The sequence below is a fragment of the Dyadobacter alkalitolerans DSM 23607 genome (assembly GCF_000428845.1).
GTDB classification, from domain to species: Bacteria; Bacteroidota; Bacteroidia; order Cytophagales; family Spirosomataceae; genus Dyadobacter; species Dyadobacter alkalitolerans.
Genome location: NZ_AUAS01000005.1, coordinates 467,743 through 488,942, shown reverse-complemented (window position 1 = coordinate 488,942; position 21,200 = coordinate 467,743). Strand labels below are relative to the sequence as shown.

Below are 21,200 nucleotides of genomic sequence, written 5' to 3'. Positions count from 1 at the left end.
TGTCGAATGTTAAAAATTAGCCCGCAGACCAAGAGATACGGTTCTCACCATCGGGTAAGGAGCTGGTCCGCCTTTGATAGAGCTCGCCTGAATCTCCGGATCGACGCCTTTGAAACCTGTCAGAATGAACGCGTTTTGCACATCCGCGAAAACCCGCAGGCTCTTCACATATTTGGTCAAACCACCTGAATTGATGGTGTAGCCCAATGTAATGTTCCGGCAGCGAAGAAAATCCCTTTTTACAAGCCGTGTATCAAGCCCGGCATCCAATGCGATCGCCCCTTCATTATAGGCTGCGCCAGGCAGCGTTCCGTCTGGATTGGACGTGCTCCAAGCATCTTTGATCCGCTCTGTTCCACTTTGGTTGCTGGATAGCAAGCTGACCGGGTCACCCCATAGCGTAGTGAAGTCATTGCCCCACGCACCATATTGTCCGTAGAAAAACACGCTTAGGTCAAACTTGCCGTAAGTGAAGTTGTTACCAAATCCGACGATCGCTTTGGGGATGCCCGAGTAGCTTTTTACATCATTGAAATCCAGCTTTCCGTCTCCGTTGTTATCGACAAAAATGGGGTTGCCAGGCTTACTTGCCGATGCGGGCTGCCAGGCAGGCACTTCCTGCCCAGCCTGCAAAATGCCATTCGTTTGATACACATAAATAATATCGCCGCCCACCGGATCATTCACACGGCCATACTGCGCCGGAGGATCATTCGGAAAACGCTCTACCCAGCGGTTTGTAAAATGCGTCACATTCAATGTGGTGTTCCAACTGAAATTCTTGGTCTTTAAATTCTCCGAATTAATGCTGAATTCAAAACCTTTGCGCCGCTGATGTCCTCCATTGATGGGAGAAGTTGAAATGATGGACAATTGCTGGGTTGTGGCACTGCTTAACAGACGGGTGCGGTTTTCTGTAAAAACATCTACCGAACCAGTGATACGCTCCTTGAACAAACCAAAATCCAGACCTGCATTAAACGTCTTGGTGATCGGCCAGCGCAGGTTGGGGTTATCAAATGCTGTGAGGCGATATGGGAAATAAACCGCCGAGCCATTGTTGAATGTAACCGCATTAGGATCAGCGCCATAAGCACCGTAAGCAACGCTGCCCGGGCGTTCGCCGGTCATACCATAGCTCGCGCGGAGCTTTAATGTGCTGATCGTCGGAATACCTTGCATAAATGCCTCATTATTGATCTTCCAGCCCGCAGAAACAGAAGGAAAATACTGGTATTTATTGTCCGGGAAAAACTTATCCGCACCATCGCGGCGAACGGTAAGCGAAAGCAGGTAACGATCCAGAAAATCGAAATTGCTGCGGATAAAGAATGAGCGAAGCTTATTGACTCCCCGGTAAGAACCAATGACTTTCGGACCCGTAGCAGAGGCCAGGTTGTCGGTATTGATCGCATCCTGCATATCCGATGTTTCTACACTGAAACCTGAGAAATCTTCCAGGTATTGACCCACGCCCGTCACAACATCCAGATTAAGCCAGTCGCCAAATGATTTTTTGTAAGAAACGGTTGCTTCCATCGTCTGATTCTGCCTGCGCGTTTGGGCTAGCGAAGCCCGTGCTTTGTAGAGTTGCCCCCAGAAAACCGTGACGGGAATGTAAAAATCACGAATCGAATTTTCGCTGTTATTACCATACAGCAATTTGGCGGTCAGTGTGTTTGGGATAATGTCAATGTCAAGCGATGTATTGGCCAGCAAGCCCTGTGCTTTGGTTTTATCCTTGATATCGAGCAGCGAAACCGGATTGCCGGTGATTGCAAATTGGCTGTATGTGCCGTCTGCATTATAAACCGGAACAGAGGAAGGGTATGCCAATGCAGCCTGTAATGCGTTAAAGCCCTGCGTTCCAGAGCCGCCCGTTTGCCAGCCCGCCTGTGGATTGGAATACGCATTGCGGTTTGCATTTACATTCACATTCAGCCTGAATATCTTGCTTAATACAAAATTCACATTCAGCCTGCCCGAGAAACGCGTCAGATCCGACTTCTTCATGGACCCAACCTGGTTGAAATAGTTGCCGGAAAAAAAGTAAGTAGCCTTCTCGGTGCCACCATTGACGCTTACATTGTGGTTGTCAATGCTTCCCGGCCGCAAAACCTCTCCAAGCCAGTCCGTTCCTTCTCCCGCGTTGCGTATTTGTTCATCGGTGAATTTATCTGTGTAGCCGCTCAAATCCGCAGGCACATTTCCGAACGGCGCCATATTGCGGTCTGCCTGGTATTTGTCTTTGCTCAACTGATTGAAATAGAGCATATAATCCGATGCACTCAACGGTTTCAGATACGGCATATTCCTTGAAAAAGAGCGATTGCCGTCATAGCTCACACTCATACGGCCCGCTTTCCCTTTTTTGGTGGTAATGATCATTACACCATTTGCCGCAGATACGCCGTAAATGGCCGCACTTGCATCTTTCAAAAATTCGATTGACTCAATGTCGTTAGGGTTCAAGCCAGCTAATCCGCCGCGGTTAACGCCCTGCATTTCAACGGAACCGTTGCCTGGCTCCATGCTATTTCCCGGATACACCACGCCGTCAATAACCAGCAAGGGGTTGCCTTTCCCACGAATCGATACCGAAATGTTGCCGCCAGGCTGCGAACTTTGTTGTGTAATTTGCAAACCCGCCGCACGACCAAAAAGCAGCTCGGATACATTGTTGTTGGCCGATGTTGGAATTTTCGTAGGATCAACTTTCGAGATAGCCGTAGTCAGGTTTTTCTTGGCGGTCGTTCCATATCCGACAACGACAACCTCATCCAGGTTTTGCGTGTCTACCAGCAATTTTACATCGATCACAGTCCGGTTCGCGATTGCGATTTCCTGTTTGATATACCCTATAAAAGAAAAAACAAGCGTTTGCTCCCCGGTCGCGCCGTTTGGAAGAGCCAGCGAATAATCGCCATTCTGGTCGGTGGATGTTCCGCTCGTGTTTCCTTTCAAAACCACGTTCACGCCGGGGAGGCCGCCTCCCATGTTGTCAGTCACTTTTCCTTTGATAACCGTCTGCTGCGCCAAGAGCACTGTGCAGGAAGTCATTAGGAAAATCTGCAAAAGCAGTAATATTTTCTTCATGGAATTGATGGATTAAGTTTATATTTTACATTATAATTCATGGTTGCAAGGTAGATTCACCGCCCAACTTCGATTAGAAATAATCTGACGGAAAGCGATAATTTTCTGATATTTGTCTGGTATTTATTATATTTTTTGTTCAAAAAGTCAGTTTTCACGCGAAAAGAGAATGTGTCGGGTCGGTAGGATAAACAGAACGTGGGGGATTGTATTCTTTTTAATGCTGGCGTACCTTTCTTCGCATGGGCAGGAGAAATTTTTCAGTACACTTTCTGTTAGCGAGGGCTTACCCACCAACCTGATCAATGCGGTTGCACAAGACCGCAATCACTTCATCTGGATCGCCACTGGCGACGGCCTGGCCCGGTACGACGGCTATCATTTCAGGATTTTCAAGAAAGACGGCACACCAAACTCCATTCCCAGCAACGGCGTCCAGAGTGTTTACGCGGATGGCGACGATCTTTGGATCGGGAGCGTGAATGGGTTGAGCAAAATCAATACGATCACATTTAAAATTACCCGCATCCCCACCGGAACGCATACCAACATACGTTGCTTTTCGAAAGATAAAAATGGCAACCTCTGGATCGGGACCATGACCGGGCTGATCAAATACAACCCGAATAATGGAACATTCACAACATTAACCACGCAAAACAGCAAGCTCAGCCACAACACGATCCGCACGATATATCAAGACAAAAACGGCATATTATGGATCGGCACTTACGACCAGCTTAACAGACTCGATCCCAAAACAACCACATTTGAAGCCTTTAATCTGAAAAGAAAAGGTGCTCCCAATGTTCAGAACAACCTCATTTGTGACATTAAACCAGTCGCAGGAAATGATTCGCTGATCTGGGTGGGCACGGAAACCGGCCTTTGCCGCTTCAATATCGTCACCGGAGCGCATGAAAATCTGAATGAGCAAACGAAACTGAGTAATCAGGTTGTCAAGGCCATTTATACGGGCAATGACAATAAAATCTGGCTCGGCACCGATTTTGGTTTGAACATATATAACCCCGTCAACAACACCACTGAGCGCTATTTTCACAATCCGCAATCGCCTTACTCGATTGCCAACAATGTGATCTGGCAGATATTTGAAGATCGGGCGGGTGTGGTTTGGTTTGTAACGTCCAACGGGATCAGTAAGGTAAACCAAATGGATAATCTGTACGAATACCATCATGTGATGCAGCAGGTTGGCGGGCAGACGATTGGAAGTCAGGTGAAGTCTTTTCTGGTTAGCAAGAAAGGAATTTACTGGATCGGCACACTGCACGGCGTTATTCGTTTTGATCCCAAGACCGATCAAAGCCGAAAATTTAGCATTGAGTCGCCCGGGCCAGGCCGTCTGATGATCAATAATGTGACCGTCTTGCATGAAGATCGGGATGAACGCATCTGGATCGGAACTGTTGCGGGCATCCACGTTTGGGATGATGCGAAGCAGAGAATGGAAACGATTACCGCCGGTCAAAATAATGGACTGGCTTCCAATTACATCAACAATTTTGTAGAGACTCCCGACGGAACATTGCTCGTGGGAACCTGGGAGGGCGGCATTTTCAAATCGACGAAAAGTTTGGAGAATGTTAAAGACCTGCATTTCCAGCTGGTGTCAAAAGCTGAGACCGATCAGTTTCTGTCAGACAAAGAATCGCTCTGGCTGATTGAGTTTGACGAGCTTTTTCGGCTGGATCTGGTAAACGGTGTAAAGAAAAAAATCCTTCCTTTTGCGCAAGTAGCGGATCGCAAAACGGTGAGCAGCTTTTTTAAATCCAAAAGCGGAAGCATCTGGGCTGCCACGGAGAATGGACTGGTTGAATATGTCCCTTCCACAAACAAAGCAACTTTTCACGCCATCCCGAACCATAACATGGCCAGGGCGACCATCACGGAAGATCAAAAGGGCAACATTTGGGTTGCGACCAATACGGCACTGGAAAAGTTTACACCTGCAAGCGGTAGAGTAGAATTTTACCCGCTCAATAAAAATCTCCCCATTAAGAGTTTCTACGCGGGTTGCGTGGGAAGATCGGCTTCCGGTGAGTTGTTTTTTGGCGGAGACAATGGCTATATCTCATTCTCCCCAGAAAAGGCGATTCCAAATGGTTATCAGCCCAGGGTAGTTTTGACCGATTTATTGCTCAATAACAAGAAAGTGGAAATCGGTGAAAAAGTAGGTGACCGCGTGATTCTGGATCGGGATATTTCCTATAAGTCTAAAATAGAGCTCGATTATGGACAGCGCTCGCTGGAATTGAAATTTGCCGCACTGCATTTCTGGCAACCGGAAATGAACACGTATTCCTACAAGCTGGAAGGTGCCGACGAAAACTGGACGACAACATCAGGCAATAAAAACTTCGCAGTATACTCGAACCTCTCGCCCGGAACGTACACTTTTAAGGTGAGGGGCACCAATAATAATGGGATTTGGAGCAACGAAATAAGCGCGACGAAAATCACCATTAATCCGCCATTGCTGTTGAGCAAAGGGTTTTTGGCTTTGTACGTAATGTTGATTGCTGCGGGCGTTTACGTTGCATTGAAGATCTATTCGGGCAGGATTAAGCTCGAAAACGAACTGAAAATTAGTAAGCTGGAAATTGCCCACGCCGAGGAAATAGAGCAAACCAAAGAGCAGTTTTTTACAAATATTTCCCACGAGCTGCGCACCCCGATCAGCCTGATACTGCCTCCCATTCACCAGATCATGCGGAATGGAAAGCTGGATGCTGACAATTTCAAGCTGATCTCGCTGGCCGAAAAGAATTCGCATCGCTTGCTGCGTGTTGTGAACCAGGTGCTGGACTTCAAGAAGATGCAGGAAGATAAATTGTATCTCAATACGTCTAAGATTGAGATCATTGGCTTGCTGCGGGAGCTCTACTCGCATTTTGCCGACAAAGCAGCCAGGCACGAGGTCGACTACACATTCACCAGCGACACACCTGAATTTGCGCTATTTGCCGACGCTGAAAAGATTGAAACGATCGTGTTGAATCTCCTCTCAAATGCATTCAAGTTCACGCCAAAAGGTGGTCATGTCGCTTTCGACGTTCAGATTATAAGCGACGAAAATCCCGGTGGTTTCGCATTACAAATTGGCATTTCCGACACGGGCGTAGGCATTTCAGCCGAAGATCAAAAACGCATTTTTGAACGCTTTTACCAGACTGCCGAATCCAGAAAGCGCGAGATGGGGTCGGGGATCGGGCTGGCACTCACGCTGGAATATGTGAAAATGCACGGCGGGGAGATACGGCTCGAAAGTGAGCCGGGGAAAGGCAGTATTTTCACAATTTTGCTTCCAAAAGGAAATGCCGAGCAGCTGGCCGTGGAACGTGTTGGGCCGGATTCATATCCGATGTTCGAGGGGAAATCTCAAAATACAGAAGTGTACGAAACGGTGCATTCCGATGCTGATAAATCACTTGTGATGATCGTGGAAGACAACCCGGATATGGTCGATTTCATCCGCCTTACGCTCCAAGATAAATATCGTTTTGTGGTCGCAGGCGATGGAGAGGAAGGTCTGCGGAAGGCCATCCAGTTCCTGCCGGACGTGATTATTTCAGACGTAATGATGCCGGTTATGGACGGTCTGACATTCTGTAAAATGCTTAAAAGCAATCCCAAGACCAGCCGCACGGCAGTGATACTGCTCACCGCCCGGAGTTTGACCTCACAGAAAATCGAAGGAATCAGGATCGGCGCCGACGCTTACATTACCAAACCATTTGACATAGAACTCCTCGATGCGCAGATCAGCAATCTTTTGCAGCGTAAGGAAGAAATGAGCACCTATGTCCGTCAAAACCTGATCATAACCCCGGGAGCGGAAGATGGCAGGGAAAATGTGGATGAGAAGTTTGTCAAAAAAGTGATGAGTATCGTTGAAGTGCACATCTCCGATCCCGACTTCAATGTTGAAGTGTTGGCATCGGAAATGGGCATGAGCTCAGCGCATTTGTCCCGCAAACTGAAAACTTTAACCCAATTTTCTGCCAACGAGATCATTAAGAAATACCGCATTAAAAAGGCTTCTCTTCTCCTGGAAAATAATGAAGGCAATGTGTCCGAAGTGATGTACGATGTAGGCTTCTCGAATCTCTCATACTTCTCCAAATGCTTCCGTGAGGAGTTCGGGGTTACGCCAAAGGAATATGGCAAGAAGGCTTCCGGCAAATATAGGGCAGATTCGCTGGATAGTTCGGTTTGGTCAACCTAACCGGAGTCGAACCGTCAATCACCCAAATAGGCGCATTTAAATGTAAAACTAGAACTAGGCCTGTTCTGAAAAGTGCCGCCTGCTTGTTCCTGCCACCTGCATCGCGCATTGCACCCGTTAATTATAATCCGCTGCAATAGGTCGTCGATGATAACAGTACCAAAGCCACCAGCCGCCCCGGTAATCATCACATTCTTCAACTTGTTCATTTTCTTATTTTCAAGATTATGATACAAATGTACCCTGCAAATAATTGTCAGGCTTTGTTTAAAAGTCCTGAATTACTTTGTTCAAACAGCTGATAACAATTGCTTGCCTGGGTTGTCTCGGCTATTGGGCCTCTCTCTTAATTCAGCAAAAACAGCATGTACAGGGCTTGTAATCTTCCATATCAGATGTGGTTTGGATTTCAGAAGCATCTCTGATCAAGCATAAATTGCAAATCGAAAGTTATTTTTATAAAAAAGGTCGAAAAGGCTTGTAGGTATTTAGGTAATTACCTAACTTTACATTATGATACTATTAGAAGTTATTAAGTCATTATCAAATCAGACCCGGTTAAACATTCTGGAATGGTTAAAAGAGCCTTTTGCGCACTTTCCTGCCGAGGAGCTAGCCGACTATTCGCCGGACTTAGGTGTATGTGTTTCTGACATTGCAAAAAAAGCAGGGATGTCTGTTCCTACCGTATCTGTTTATTTAAAAGCAATGTCTGGCGCCGGTATTTTGATCGCCACAAGAAAGGATCAGTGGACATATTATAAAAGGAATGAGCAATCAATCCAGAATTTAGCACAGCACATTAAAGATAAATTATAATTTTTTTGAATATCAAATTAGGTGTTTGCCTAATTAACTAAAAACAAAAATGAAAGCAGCAATCTTAAATCAGTTCGGCCCTGTCGACAATTTTGAAATCGTGGACGTGCCGACGCCAAAACCAGGCTTCGGGGAAGTTTTGGTCAGAGTTTTTGCAACATCTGTTAACCCTTTGGACTACCAGGTGCGTCGTGGGGATTATAAAAATGAACTGACCTTACCTGTCATCACAGGTCACGATGTTTCGGGTGAAATAGTGGAAGTCGGTCATGGTGTAGAACATTTCAAGGTCGGTGACCAGGTTTACTACACGCCTGAAATCTTTAAGGGGCAGGGAAGTTATGCCCAGTATCACAGCGTCCATGAGTCTATCATTGCTTTGAAACCTAAAAACATTAGCCATCTCGAAGCGGCAACGCTTCCTTTGGCAGCTGGTACGGCTTGGGAAATGCTGGTTACCAGGGCACAATTAAAGGTGAATCAGACTGTCCTGATCCATGGAGGTGCCGGTGGCGTGGGAATGCTAACCATTCAGATTGCCAAAGCAATGGGAGCAGTCGTTTTCACTACAGCTAGGAAAGTCCATCATCAAGTTCTTCTTGAATTAGGAGCTGATCATGTGATCGACTATGCAAATGAAAACTACATCGACGCTATTCAGCAACTTACGGGCGGTAAAGGAGTCGATGTCGTCATTGACACCATTGGAGGCAATACACTTTCTGATAGCGGGTTGATCCTCAGTCAACTAGGGCAGGTAGTTACCATAGTCGACATTGAAAAACCGCAAAACCTGATTCATGCCTGGGGAAAAAATGCGACCTACCATTTTGTATTTACCCGACAAAACAGAAATAAACTGGATGAGATAACGAAACTCGTGGAAACGAATAAGTTGAAACCAGTTCTGAATAAGGTCTTTTCGTTGTCGGAAATCAGTAAAGCGCACAGTTTGCTGGAGAACAAAACCGGCGACAAAAATTTCTATGGCAAGATCGGCATAGAGATGGACAAATAAAACATGGCACCCTTAACGAATTAATCTTCGCGTATAGATGATACCGTTAAGTTAAACGTTACTATTCCCTATTGGCATGTACACGACAAAGATTATATCCAGGAAAAAGAATTCATAGTTGAGCTTGGTCAGATAATATTTCAAAAAAAAGGTGAGTCAAAAAGGAGCTTCTATTGTGACATTTGGAAATTTAAAAATGGAATGATCAGTCAAGTGCGGTCATTTGTGATTTGAGAAAGCTTGTAAGCAAAAATGCATAATGAGCCGGTATGTGATTTTTCAAATTCAAAATGATTCAAACTATTGCAAAAAAGCCTGAATATCCTTTTGCATGGGTGAATGTCACCGACCCGGCTAAGGAGGAACTGCGTGGGATTGCCAACAAATATGAGCTGCACGACTCCTCCGTTGCAGATTGTTTGCAGCCCGACCATCTTGCCAAACATGAAAATGTTGGGTCTTACACTTTCGTTATTCTCCGTGTCTATAGTGATCAGGTAGCGGCACAGGCAGATACCGTACAAGAGCTGACCGATAAAGTTGCCATTTTCTTAAAGGATGATCTAATTATCACAATTCATCGAAAGCCTTTCGAGCAGTTTGCAGATATTGACACATATTTTCTCAAAAGTGGTCTGTGTGAATCGGCGCTCCATGTTTTAAATGAGATTCCAGGCTTTTCACTATAATTCCGGTGCTATCTTTTACTGATGCTAAATTTTTAGTGCCTATTTATCTAGTTCTTGTCTGTTACTAAAAGGGAGGTAAAATTCTGCACTAATCTTCTAAAAACGGGCGTCATCCCCAATCGTCACAGAAAAATATCACGTAACAAGAACCATCCAGTAACCAGATTGGTTAAGACATCAATGAATGCGCATGTATTCAATAAAAATTTAATAGAATGGATAGTAAATCACTTGTTAAACTGGCCAAATCGCTCAGCGACCCTACCAGGCTGGCATTATTACAGGAAATAGCAAAGGGTACCAATAAGGGGTGTGCTGATTTGTTTGAATTTGTACCGATTAGTCAACCTTCTATGTCCCAGCATTTGAAGGCATTATCAGAAGCCGGTCTGGTAGAATCCCGCAAGGAGGGGCGTAACATGAAAGTTGCTATTATTGAAGAGAAAGTGCAAGAACTGGAAGCCTTCTTGCGCTCTTTACGTTAAGTCAAACCGTGTTTTCCCAAAGGCCACCACAGTGGCATTTTTTTTTGCCACATGCATTAACGATTGCTTATGTGTTTAACTGTCCTTTTAGGTTTGGGCCAGTAATTAATAATTACCATTAACAGCTTGCAATCATCACAAATTTTTTGTCTTCATATATCAATTTATAATTATCTATTAATGTTTTCTTTCGCTCCTGTGTCTATTCATTTTTCCCGGCGTCGCCATCGCCTTGGCCTTAAAAGCTACCCTGCGGGGCATTCACTATTAAAAATAGGATCCTTTTTGAGCTTTTGCCTGCTTCTTTCGGGATGCGGCCAAAAGACTGATTCAAAACAAACTATTGAGGCAGCATCCCTACCTGTGGGGGTAGTGCAAGCAGGCAGCCAAACAACTTACCAGGATTATCCTGCTTCCATTGAAGGGTTGACCAATGTCGAAATCCGCCCTCAAATCAGCGGGATACTTGACCGGGTCCTGGTCGATGAAGGGGTAGCTGTTAAAGCAGGCCAGCCATTATTTAAAATCAACGAAGCGCCTTACCGCGAGCGGTTGAATAATGCCCTTGCTTTGCAGCATGCTGCGGAAGGTGCGCTGGCGGGGGCCCAATTGGAGGCAAACAAATATGCCCCTTTGGTTGAACACAAAGTGGTTTCCGATATACAGCTGAAAACTGCCCAGGCTGCCTTGACGGTAGCAGAAGCTAACCTGCAACGCGCAAAAACAGAGGTGAGCAGCGCACGTCTTAACCTGGGTTATACGCTTATAAAAGCACCTGTCAGCGGTTATGTAGGCCGTTTGCACATTAAACAAGGCAGTCTGGTTGGTCCCAGCGACACCCAGGCATTGACACAGATCTCTGATGTGCACCAGGTGCACGTCTACTTTTCATTAGGTGAAGATGATTTCCATGTTTTCCGTAAACAATATGCCGGAAATACGCTGGAAGAAAAGATCGCAAAGCTGCCACCGGTAACGCTTTTGCTTTCTGATCAAAGTACCTATCCGGTAGGTGGGAAGGTGGATATGGTCGACGGGCAGTTTGACAAAACAACAGGCGCTATCACACTAAGGGCTACCTTTCCAAATACCAGTGGCCAGCTGCGCTCGGGCAATACAGGCAAGGTCCAGCTTCCGCTAAATCATCCAAACCTGATGCTGGTACCAACTGCTGCCACCATTGATATGCAGGATAAAGTATTTGTCTATGCAGTCGGAGATAGCAACCGTGTCAGCCGCAAAAAGTTAACCATCCTGGGAAAAAGCGGACAGAACTACCTGGTCAGTGAAGGTGTCAGAAATGGCGACCGGATAGTACTCCAAGGACTTGACCATTTACAGGAAGGACAGGTGATCAAGCCTACTGAGCCAGTCATTGGCAGCACTGCCGCAGGCCAGGCAGCCCTCTAACATCAATCTATTTAATCTTTGATATAATGCTTAAGAAATTTATCGAACGCCCTGTGCTGTCGACGGTCATCTCTATTCTATTGGTGATTGTAGGGGCGATAGCCATGTGGAAGCTTCCGCTCCAACAGTTTCCAGATATAGCACCCCCGGCAGTACAGGTCACCGCCCTTTATCCCGGTGCCAATGCTGAAACACTGCTCCGCTCGGTAGCGCCTTCGTTAGAGGAAGCCATTAATGGGGTAGAGCAGATGGTATACCTGAGCTCGACAGCCAGTAATGACGGTACGCTGGTAATCACCGTTAGCTTCCGGTTGGGGACTGACCCCGACCAGGCCGCGGTGAATGTACAAAACCGGGTCTCACAGGCAACCAGCCAGCTGCCGGCAGAAGTCGTACAGCAAGGGGTTACCGTTGCCAAGCAGCAAAACAGCATGGTGATGATTTTGAATTTGGTCTCTGAGGACACCAGTAAATACGACCAAACCTTTCTGGACAACTATGCCCAGATAAACCTGATACCGGAAATCAAACGCATACCGGGCGTTGGCTCGGCAATCGTTTTTGGTGGGAACCGTGCTTACGCGATGCGTATCTGGCTGGACCCGGCTCAGCTGGCCAGCTACCAGCTGACGCCTGCCGAAGTGATCGCAGCCATTCAGGACAACAATCTGGAAGCTGCCCCGGGCAGGCTTGGTGAAAGCAGTCAGGAATCTTTTGAGTATGTTATCAAGTACAAAGGCAAACGAAATAAGCCAGGCGATTACGAAAATATGATCATCCGTGCCAATGCGGATGGCTCCATGCTGCGGCTCAAAGATGTGGCACGCGTGGAATTTGGCTCTACAACCTATAATAGCAGTGTGCGGATTGCAGGCAAATCAGGCATCAACATTGCCATCTTCCAAACCGCTGGCTCAAATGCCAATGAATTGCAGATACAGGTAGCCAAGTCAATGAAAAAGCTTGGTAAAAACTTGCCTGAGGGTATCCGCCAGCAGACACTTTTAAGCACCAAAGAAGCGCTGGACGCCTCTGTTGAGCAGGTGCAGCATACCTTGGTAGAAGCGTTTATACTGGTTTTCATTGTCGTATTCATCTTTTTACAAGATTTCCGCTCGACACTGATCCCGGCCATTGCAGTTCCAGTGGCCATTGTAGGGACATTCTTTTTCATGCAGCTTTTTGGCTTTTCGATCAATCTACTCACACTCTTTGCCCTGGTTTTGGCCATCGGGATTGTGGTCGACGACGCGATCGTGGTAGTAGAAGCTGTGCACAGCAAGCTGGAAAACGGGGCCACCTCGGTGCGCAAGGCAACGACTGAGGCAATGAGCGAGATTACGGGCGCTATCATTTCAATTACCCTGGTAATGGCCGCCGTGTTTTTGCCCGTCGGTTTTCTGGAAGGTTCGACGGGAGTATTTTACCGGCAATTTGCGTTTACAATGGCTATCGCCATTCTTATTTCAGCGGTAAATGCGTTGACTTTAAGCCCGGCCCTTGCGGCGCTCTTTCTAAAAAGCACGCATCATGACACTCCTGGCGGCGCACCATCCAATTTTAAAACCCGCTTTTTCAAAGGGTTCAACCGCAGCTTTAACAGTTTGACCAACCGTTATGTGGGCAGCATCACATTCCTGATACGACATAAATGGGTTGGCCTAAGTGGTCTGGCAGTTATTTTGGTGCTTACCGTATGGATGGCCAAGCGAACACCATCGGGTTTTATTCCAGGAGAAGACCAAAGCTTTGTTGCGGTTGCAATGACCCTGCCGGCAAGTGCTTCCCTGGACCGCACCCAGCAGATCGCTGTGCAAATTGAGGATTTGCTGCTTGAAATGCCTGCCATTGAAACCATGAACCTGATGGCAGGTTTTAATATCCTGTCGTCGTCGGCCAGCCCATCTTCGCTCACGCTGTTTGCAAGGCTTAGGCCACTGGCAGACCGTGGAGATGTGAAGGATATTGAAGGCATCATGGCGATCATGCGTCAGAAAGCAACAACTATCAAGGGGGCGGATTCCTTTGTGTTTACAACGCCTACCGTGCCTGGGTTTAGCAATGTGGAAGGGATGGAGCTTGTTTTGCAAGATCGCAGTGGCGGTGAGCTGGTCAAGCTGGGAGAAGTCGGTCAGGGTTTTATCGCTGAAATGATGAAACAGCCTGCCATTGGCGTAGCCTTTACCTCGTTCCGGGCTGATTACCCGCAGCTGGAAGTAGAAGTGGATGAAGTAAAAGCTGCTCAACTGGGCGTGAGCCCTAAAAGCATTCTGCAAACCATGCAGGCATACTTTGGCAGCGCGCAGGCATCGGATTTTAACCGGTTCGGAAAATATTACCGTGTGCTGGTGCAGGCAGGCAAGGCCAGCCGCACCGATTTAACCGCCTTAAATGGCGTGTTTGTTAAAAATAACCAGGGCCAGATGGTGCCCGTGCGTACGCTGGTACGCCTCAAACGGGTTTACGGACCTGAAACGGCATCGCGCTACAACCTTTTTAATTCCCTGACGATCAATGCAGTCCCAAAGGCAGGTTATAGCACAGGTGATGCCATTAAGGCCGTTGAGACTGTTGCTGAGAAACACCTTCCAGCTGGTTATACCTACGAGTTTTCGGGTCTTACCCGTGAAGAGATTTCTTCCGGTGGACAGTCCACTGTCGTATTTTTAATGTGCCTGGTTTTTGTCTATTTTCTTCTGGCAGCCCAGTACGAAAGCTACATCCTTCCGCTGGCAGTGCTGCTTTCACTTCCAACAGGGATCTTTGGCGTATTTGCCGCAATTGGTTTGACTGGCATCACCAATAATATTTATGTGCAGGTGGCCCTGGTGATGCTGATTGGGTTACTAGCCAAAAATGCGATCCTGATCGTTGAGTTTGCCTTACAGCGCCGTCGCAGCGGCGAGCCGTTGGTCAGGGCAGCGCTTGATGCTTCAGCTTCCCGCTTGCGCCCAATCATCATGACCTCACTGGCTTTTGTTGTCGGCATGGTTCCAATGATGTTTGCCACAGGGCCGTCCGCCCAAGGCAACCATTCGATCAGTATCGGCGCAGCTGGTGGCATGCTTACCGGCGTCGTACTTGGGTTATTTCTGATTCCGGTCCTGTTTATCATTTTCCAGCGGCTCCAAGAACGCATCAGTGGTACAGCCGGCCAGAAACTACCAGACACAGATAGTGTCAAGGAGCATCAGGCACATTCACCGCTAACAGTTAGCTAATTCATGAATTATTCCCGAAAAATATTCCGGCTCAACTCCTTTGTAATAGGGGCAGCCACACTAGTCATTACCGTCTCATGCAACGTGTCAAAGAATGTGCCGCTGCCCGAGATGCAGCTACCATCTGCATACCGAACTGCCGAAAACCCTGATACGGCTTCGATAGCGGGTTTGCCCTGGAAAAGTTTCTTTAATGAGCCGGCTTTGCAGCAACTGCTCGACAGTGCCATCGCTCGAAACAACGATTTGCAGCTGGCCCTCCAAAACATTGAAGCTGCACAGGCAAGTTTTAAACAGGCCAGGTGGGGAAATGTTCCAGCTGTCACTATTCAGGCAGGCGCAAACACCAACAGCCCATCAACCAATAGTCTTAATGGTATTTCCCTGAGCCAGTTTTTGGGCAGGAGCCACATTGAGGATTATAACCTGGCGGCAGTAGTGAGCTGGGAAGCCGACATATGGGGTAAAATAAAAAGCCGCAAGGCAGAAGCGCTGGCCGCTTACCTTCAAAGCCAGGAGGCTCGCAAGGCTGTGCAAACCCGGATTGTGGCCCAGGTTGCAGAAGGCTATTATAACCTGTTAATGCTTGATACACAGCTGGAAGTAGCCCGGCGCAATGTGGCACTAACCGACAGCACGCTAGAAATCACACGGTTACAATACACCGCAGGCCTGGCAAACTCACTGGCCGTCCAGCAGGTTGAAGCACAGCGGCTCACAGCGGCTGGCCTTATTCCAGAATTTGAGCAAGCCCTTACAGTGCAGGAGAATGCATTAAGCATCCTTGCCGGACGCTTGCCAGGCGATATCCGCCGTGAAGGCAACCTGATGCAGGTGAATGTGTCGGTTGTAACGGCTGCGGGCGTGCCTTCACAGCTGCTTGGCAGCCGGCCTGACGTCCGGAGTGCAGAATTGGCGCTCGACAGGGCCAATGCAGCAGTTGGCTATACCAAAGCTCAGCTTTACCCAACCCTGGCTATTACTGCCCAGGGTGGTATAAATTCTTTTAAGGCGAGCAATTGGTTTAGTATCCCTGCCTCCTTGTTCGGTCTGGCTACTGGCGGGCTGACCCAACCATTATTGCAGCGCCGCGCCCTGCGTACCCAGTACGAAATCAGTCAGATTGACCGGGAAAGGGTTGTAATCCAGTTCAGACAGCAGGTACTCGTAGCTGTAGGGGAAGTCTCTAACGCGCTTGGTCAAATCACTAAAATGCAGGTCCAGCAAGACATTGCCGCAGACCGCGTTCGAGCCCTGCGAGAAGCGACAGCAAACGCCAATATGTTATTTGGAAGTGGCCTGGCCAATTACCTGGAAGTAATCACCGCGCAAAGCAGCGTGCTTCAAAGCGAGCTTGAACTTGCCTCTTTAAAACGCAATCAGTTGCGGGCGAATGTAGAATTATACCGCGCCGTAGGTGGCGGCTGGCAATGATAAAATTTAAAAGATATAAATGATGACAAACCAGCATATTGCCTATTCCATACTGGAACTTGCCCTTGTGGCAGAAGGTGGCACGATAAAAGAAACATTAAATAACTCCCTGTCATTGGCCAGGGAAGCTGAATCACTAAACTATAAACGGTTCTGGTTCGCTGAACATCATAGTGCCGATCACATTGGTAGCTGTGCCCCTTCAGTATTAATAGGATACGTAGCTGAAAACACCAGGACCCTTCGGGTAGGCTCTGGCGGGATCATGCTTCCGAATCACTCGCCGTTGATTGTTGCTGAACAGTTTGGTACTTTGGCCCATTTATATCCAGGCCGGATTGATCTGGGCCTTGGAAGGGCGCCTGGTACTGATCAGCAGACAGCACATGCAATCCGTCCGGATTTTATACAGGCCGCACGTTCATTTTCTGGGGAAATAGATAAAATCCGGGATTACTTTTCCCTGGAAAACAAATCTTCCAAAGTCAGGGCCACCATTGCAGAAGGAACCGATGTGCCACTTTACATACTGGGGTCCAGTACCGACAGTGCGCATCTGGCGGCAAGGAAAGGATTACCCTACGCCTTTGCCAGCCACTTTGCTTCCACTCATTTAATAGATGCTTTAAAGATCTATAAGGCCGAGTTTCAGCCGTCTTCATTTTTGGACCAGCCCTATACAATAGCTGGTATAAATGTCTTTGTTGCCGACACGGACCAGCAGGCAGAAAGATTATTTACCACCCTGATTAGAATGTTCATGGGGGTGCTGACCGGGGCAAAGGATGCTTTGCAACCACCAACTGAGATGAGTAGTGGGCTAATCGAGTACTTACAGCATCCTTCATTACAGCAAATGCTAAAATATTCCTTTGTAGGTAGCAAAGAAACTGTAAAAGCGCAGATAGAGCATTTTTTAGAACAGACCCAGGTGAATGAGCTGATAGCAGTATCAACAACTTATGATTTTGAAGACCGGGTCAAGTCTGTGAAATTATTTGCAGAAATCATGATGGAGGTAAATGAAGGTAAAGCGGCAGCGCCGGGTCGTACGCTGGAAAAACAGGGTTAGATTATGTCATTGGATTCTTGCAGGTCCAAAGCGAATACGATAAATGGAGAATAGAAAAAAATTGAAATTAGCGGCCAATTTGGATGGGCTGGGCTGGAACCACGTAGGCTGGCAGCATCCGGATATGCCCTCTGATGCCAGCGAAAATATAGACCACTATATCCGGCAGGCTAAAATGGCAGAAGCGGCCAAGTTTGACACGCTCTTTCTGGTAGATGTAAGCCATGTAGGCCCGGGAAATATCCCGCATTATTTGAGCATGTTTGAAGGTGTATCGCTCATGTCTGCCCTTGCCATGCATACAAATACGATCGGGCTATCTGTCACCATTTCCACTTCTTATGCTGATCCTTACAGTGCTGCGCGTCAGATCCTGTCACTGGACAAATTAAGTAAGGGCCGTGCTTCTTTAAACGCCATTACCTCAAACCCTGGTGGCATGGTCAACTTCAGTCGTGGCCATCTGGGTAAGTCAGACCAGTACCCCATGAACAAAGAGTTTATGGAAATCGTCCTGGGCTTATGGGACACCTATGAAGATGATGCTTTTATCCGCGATAAAGAAAGCGGCTATTTTTTGAACCCGCGAAAAATGCACAAGGTGAATTACCGGGGGAAATATTTTTCGGTTGAAGGGCCTTTGAACCTGAGCCGTTCCATTCAAGGCCGGCCCGTATTATACACAGCAGGCATGTCGAAGACCTTTATGGATCATGCGACAAGTTATACCGACGGAGTTTTCACTTTTGGAAGTACTCTGGAAGAAACCCGATCAATTGCCCGCGAACTAAGACATCAACTCGTTGCCAAAGGCAGAAGGCCCCAGGATTTTATTGTCTCTGTTTCGCAAAACCCGATCGTTGGCAGCACAGACCAGGAAGCCCGCGAAAAGTACAGGGAACTCTTGCAGTTTATTCCTAACAACAGCCTGCCCCTGCCACAATTTTTTGGTTCGGCCGAAAGGGTTGCCGATCAGGTGCAGCAGTGGTATGAAACAGGGGCCATGGATATGCTGATCCTGCGCCAGGACCATCCCTATGGATTGCAGGATTTCATTGAACTGGTCGTACCGATTTTGCAGGAGCGCGGCATATTCCGTACCGAGTATGAATCGGCTACACTGCGCGGCAACCTGGAATTGCCCATGCCGGCATTTAGAAAAATATAGGGTCCAGTAACCCGCTACATTACTTACAATTTTATGCAAAATCCCACATATAACATCCCGAATCGCAGGTTTAAAATAAAAATTATAAACAACTAAATTTTAAAAACATGAAAATAGGAATCGTAGGAACAGGTGCCATTGGCAGCATTTTAGCCAAAAAGTTTTCTCAGGCAGGACATTATGTAAAAGTTACCAATACCAGGGCAATGCCTGAATTGGAAAAAATAGCTGCCGGTTTGGGCGCAACTGCGGCAACTTTAAGGGGTGTGGTCAAAGACGTAGATGCCATCATCTTCTCTATGCCCTTCAATGCTTACAGAGATTTGCCTAAGGACTTATTGCAAGAGGTTCCTGATGATGTGGTCGTAATGGATACTTCAAACTATTATCCGTTCAGGGACGGTGAGATTGCCGAATTGGAACAAATATCTGAAAGCGAATATATCTCCGGTATACTGAACCGCCCGCTTGTGAAGGTGTTTAATAATATTTTGGAAGGCACCTTGAAACACAAAGGCAAAATAGCCGGTGCGGAAGCAAGAGTAGCAATTTCGATAGCAGGAGATAATCAGGAACATAAAAAAGTAGCCACTCAACTGGTTGATCTTACCGGTTTTGATACCGTTGATGGCGGAAGTCTGGCCGAATCCTGGCGACAGCAGCCCGGCACGCCAGCCTACTGTACTGAATTAAGTGAAGCCGAATTAGAACAGGCACTTGCTAATGCTGAAAAAGGGAAAGCCCCTGCAATCCGCGATTTCATCATGGACAACCTAAGGAAAATGGATTCCTGGCCTTCATACGAAGAAATCTTAGCCGGTAACCGTTTACTTCAGATAGGGAAAAAGTAGAATAAATAACTGGCCTGAATGAAGGCCCCCCTGGGAGCATACAAGCTTTTTCCCATTACACACTAGTTAAATACAATGCAGCAGTGGCATGGTTTGGGCACTGCTACCAATTTTTCAAATGCGACGCCTTAGCTTACAGTCCTACCAACCGAATCATTTTATAAAATATTATTCAATACAAACTCAAATGGAAAACAATCAACAACCAACGGTCCTTGTCCTGGGTGCCAGTGGAACGATCGGCAGTCAGGTTGTAAAAGATCTGGAAGGCCAAGGGGTGAAAGTACGGATTACCTCGCGCAAACAGGATGTCGTAGAGCAGCTCATCAGCGAAGGAAAGGACTGTAAATACCTGGATCTTGATGACCCAAGGACATTTGCGCTTGCCCTTGCGGGTGTTGATCGTGTCTTTCTGCTAACCGGCTACACGGTTGCCATGCTCACACAGAGCAAAACATTGGTAGATGCTGCAAAGAAAGCAGGTGTCAGCCATATTGTGCATGTGGGCGTTTTCGCTGAGTGGGATACCACCGATGCGCATTTTGCCTGGCATCAGATGATCGAAAAATACATTGAAGCCAGCGGTATTGCCTGGACGCATCTGCATCCAAATATGTTTATGGAAGTATTCACAGGGCTTTATATACCTAAGAATCACACTTACACAAGCTACTGGGATGACCGAAGAGTCGGCTACATTGCCTCAAGTGATATAGCTGCGGTTGCAGCAAAAGCACTCCTTGAAGGGCCGCAACGCCATGGTGGGCAACATTATTGGTTGAGCGTAGAAAGCTTTAACGGACAAGAAATTGCTGAACTTTTAAGCGAGGTTACCGGAGTTGAAATCAAGCACGAAAACAAAGGTCTTGAAGGTTTTGTCGAATTGGTTGAAACGCTGACGTCCCAGGGGGCAGAGAGCTGGTATACGAGAGCCAACATCGATTTTGTCACACAGATGCTCGATGGGAGAATGTCATATATGTCTATGGTCCAAAATGATATTCCCTACGTCCTTGGAAGACCAGCCAAGACACTTCAGGAATTTTTAACAGAGCATAAAGATGCGATTCTTGATTCAGCTACCAGTAAATTGTAGGTTAATTATTGCGAATGAAGATAAACAAAATGTCTACTTTTTAAGGTTAGACATTTGTTTATCAACTGCTTTTCTAAAAAACAATCCGTGAAATAAAATCTTTAAGTAAAGAACCCGGAGGATCTTAGATTTTGTGGCTTACAAAGTCAGCTCGATACTTTGTTCCCTTTAATAAGTACAAGAGGGACCGTTTGCTGGTCTGCACAAACGGTAGTATATCTGAACTAAACAAGAAAGGTTACTTTTTTATTATAAGTAGTCCTCACTTACAAAAAGTTATGTTGACGGTATTACCAAAATAAAATCCGTTTTACGGAGTGGTGCAAAGGATTAGTTATCGCTGCTTTCCGAGCGGGTAGCATTTGAGGAAAGCCAGGATCAGACTATTACCATTGTTTGCTGGCGTCTGTTCAAGTTGCTTTAACCAATTTCAGGTAATAAAAAAATTATATATTATTCGCCCAATAAAGACGAAGTTACAAACCGGCACATTGAACTTGTTGAAACAAATGCAGCTGAAGTATTATTGTTCTTCTGATATTCTACGAATTTAAACAACCAACAGCAGTGCTAGCGTGATGCATTAATACTT

At 46.8% G+C, this 21,200-nt stretch carries 12 protein-coding genes and 1 pseudogene; 12 read left to right on the top strand and 1 reads right to left on the bottom strand.

The genetic code is table 11. The annotated features are described in order from the left end of the window. Positions 1-9 precede the first annotated feature (9 nt). Positions 10-3,096, bottom strand: a complete 3,087-nt coding sequence (locus G395_RS0113180) for a SusC/RagA family TonB-linked outer membrane protein (protein ID WP_229204158.1) — start codon at positions 3,094-3,096, stop codon at positions 10-12. Positions 3,097-3,316: 220 nt separating this feature from the next. Between G395_RS0113180 and G395_RS0113175 the strand changes: the two genes are divergently transcribed. From G395_RS0113175 to G395_RS0113115, 12 genes and pseudogenes are all read left to right on the top strand, one after another. After that, positions 3,317-7,345, top strand: a complete 4,029-nt coding sequence (locus G395_RS0113175) for a hybrid sensor histidine kinase/response regulator transcription factor (RefSeq protein WP_026630473.1) — start codon at positions 3,317-3,319, stop codon at positions 7,343-7,345. 513 nt (positions 7,346-7,858) lie between these two features. Further along, a complete protein-coding gene (locus G395_RS0113165) occupies positions 7,859-8,164 on the top strand; it encodes an ArsR/SmtB family transcription factor (RefSeq protein WP_026630471.1) in 306 nt (101 codons plus the stop codon). A gap of 49 nt (positions 8,165-8,213) precedes the next feature. Next, positions 8,214-9,182: a zinc-dependent alcohol dehydrogenase family protein gene (locus G395_RS0113160; protein ID WP_026630470.1), complete on the top strand. Its 969-nt coding sequence runs from the start codon at positions 8,214-8,216 to the stop codon at positions 9,180-9,182. 290 nt (positions 9,183-9,472) lie between these two features. Next, positions 9,473-9,871 carry a CorA family divalent cation transporter gene (locus G395_RS29355; protein ID WP_051350144.1) on the top strand — a complete coding sequence of 133 codons (399 nt, stop codon included), beginning with the start codon at positions 9,473-9,475 and terminating at the stop codon, positions 9,869-9,871. 215 nt (positions 9,872-10,086) lie between these two features. Further along, positions 10,087-10,356, top strand: coding sequence for an ArsR/SmtB family transcription factor (locus G395_RS0113150; RefSeq protein ID WP_026630469.1), 270 nt, complete (start codon positions 10,087-10,089; stop codon positions 10,354-10,356). 285 nt (positions 10,357-10,641) lie between these two features. Then, positions 10,642-11,766: an efflux RND transporter periplasmic adaptor subunit gene (locus G395_RS29350; protein ID WP_229204157.1), complete on the top strand. Its 1,125-nt coding sequence runs from the start codon at positions 10,642-10,644 to the stop codon at positions 11,764-11,766. 26 nt (positions 11,767-11,792) lie between these two features. Continuing rightward, a complete protein-coding gene (locus G395_RS0113140) occupies positions 11,793-14,987 on the top strand; it encodes an efflux RND transporter permease subunit (protein ID WP_026630468.1) in 3,195 nt (1,064 codons plus the stop codon). 3 nt (positions 14,988-14,990) lie between these two features. Next, entirely contained in the window at positions 14,991-16,421 is a 1,431-nt protein-coding gene (locus tag G395_RS0113135) for a TolC family protein (RefSeq protein ID WP_035361192.1), read from the top strand. A gap of 19 nt (positions 16,422-16,440) precedes the next feature. Beyond that, positions 16,441-17,493, top strand: coding sequence for an LLM class flavin-dependent oxidoreductase (locus G395_RS0113130; protein ID WP_310588878.1), 1,053 nt, complete (start codon positions 16,441-16,443; stop codon positions 17,491-17,493). Between the two features lie 43 nt (positions 17,494-17,536). Further along, positions 17,537-18,661 (top strand): NtaA/DmoA family FMN-dependent monooxygenase, encoded by a 1,125-nt coding sequence (locus G395_RS0113125; protein WP_026630465.1) that lies wholly within the window; start codon positions 17,537-17,539, stop codon positions 18,659-18,661. 95 nt (positions 18,662-18,756) lie between these two features. Next, positions 18,757-19,512, top strand: a pseudogene (locus tag G395_RS0113120) (NADPH-dependent F420 reductase); the annotation flags it as partial. Between the two features lie 187 nt (positions 19,513-19,699). Then, positions 19,700-20,608, top strand: a complete 909-nt coding sequence (locus G395_RS0113115; protein WP_026630463.1) for an NmrA family NAD(P)-binding protein — start codon at positions 19,700-19,702, stop codon at positions 20,606-20,608. The last annotated feature ends 592 nt before the right edge of the window (positions 20,609-21,200 follow it).

Excerpts from the sequence above, each read along its gene's own strand:
- G395_RS0113135 (WP_035361192.1), top strand. The coding sequence starts at position 14,991 with ATGAATTATTCCCGAAAAATATTCCGGCTCAACTCCTTTGTAATAGGG.
- G395_RS0113165 (WP_026630471.1), top strand. The coding sequence starts at position 7,859 with ATGATACTATTAGAAGTTATTAAGTCATTATCAAATCAGACCCGGTTA.
- G395_RS29355 (WP_051350144.1), top strand. The coding sequence starts at position 9,473 with ATGATTCAAACTATTGCAAAAAAGCCTGAATATCCTTTTGCATGGGTG.
- G395_RS0113130 (WP_310588878.1), top strand. The coding sequence starts at position 16,441 with ATGATGACAAACCAGCATATTGCCTATTCCATACTGGAACTTGCCCTT.
- G395_RS0113175 (WP_026630473.1), top strand. The coding sequence starts at position 3,317 with ATGCTGGCGTACCTTTCTTCGCATGGGCAGGAGAAATTTTTCAGTACA.
- G395_RS0113140 (WP_026630468.1), top strand. The coding sequence starts at position 11,793 with ATGCTTAAGAAATTTATCGAACGCCCTGTGCTGTCGACGGTCATCTCT.
- G395_RS0113180 (WP_229204158.1), bottom strand. The coding sequence starts at position 3,096 with ATGAAGAAAATATTACTGCTTTTGCAGATTTTCCTAATGACTTCCTGC.
- G395_RS0113150 (WP_026630469.1), top strand. The coding sequence starts at position 10,087 with ATGGATAGTAAATCACTTGTTAAACTGGCCAAATCGCTCAGCGACCCT.
- G395_RS0113115 (WP_026630463.1), top strand. The coding sequence starts at position 19,700 with ATGGAAAACAATCAACAACCAACGGTCCTTGTCCTGGGTGCCAGTGGA.
- G395_RS0113160 (WP_026630470.1), top strand. The coding sequence starts at position 8,214 with ATGAAAGCAGCAATCTTAAATCAGTTCGGCCCTGTCGACAATTTTGAA.
- G395_RS0113125 (WP_026630465.1), top strand. The coding sequence starts at position 17,537 with ATGGAGAATAGAAAAAAATTGAAATTAGCGGCCAATTTGGATGGGCTG.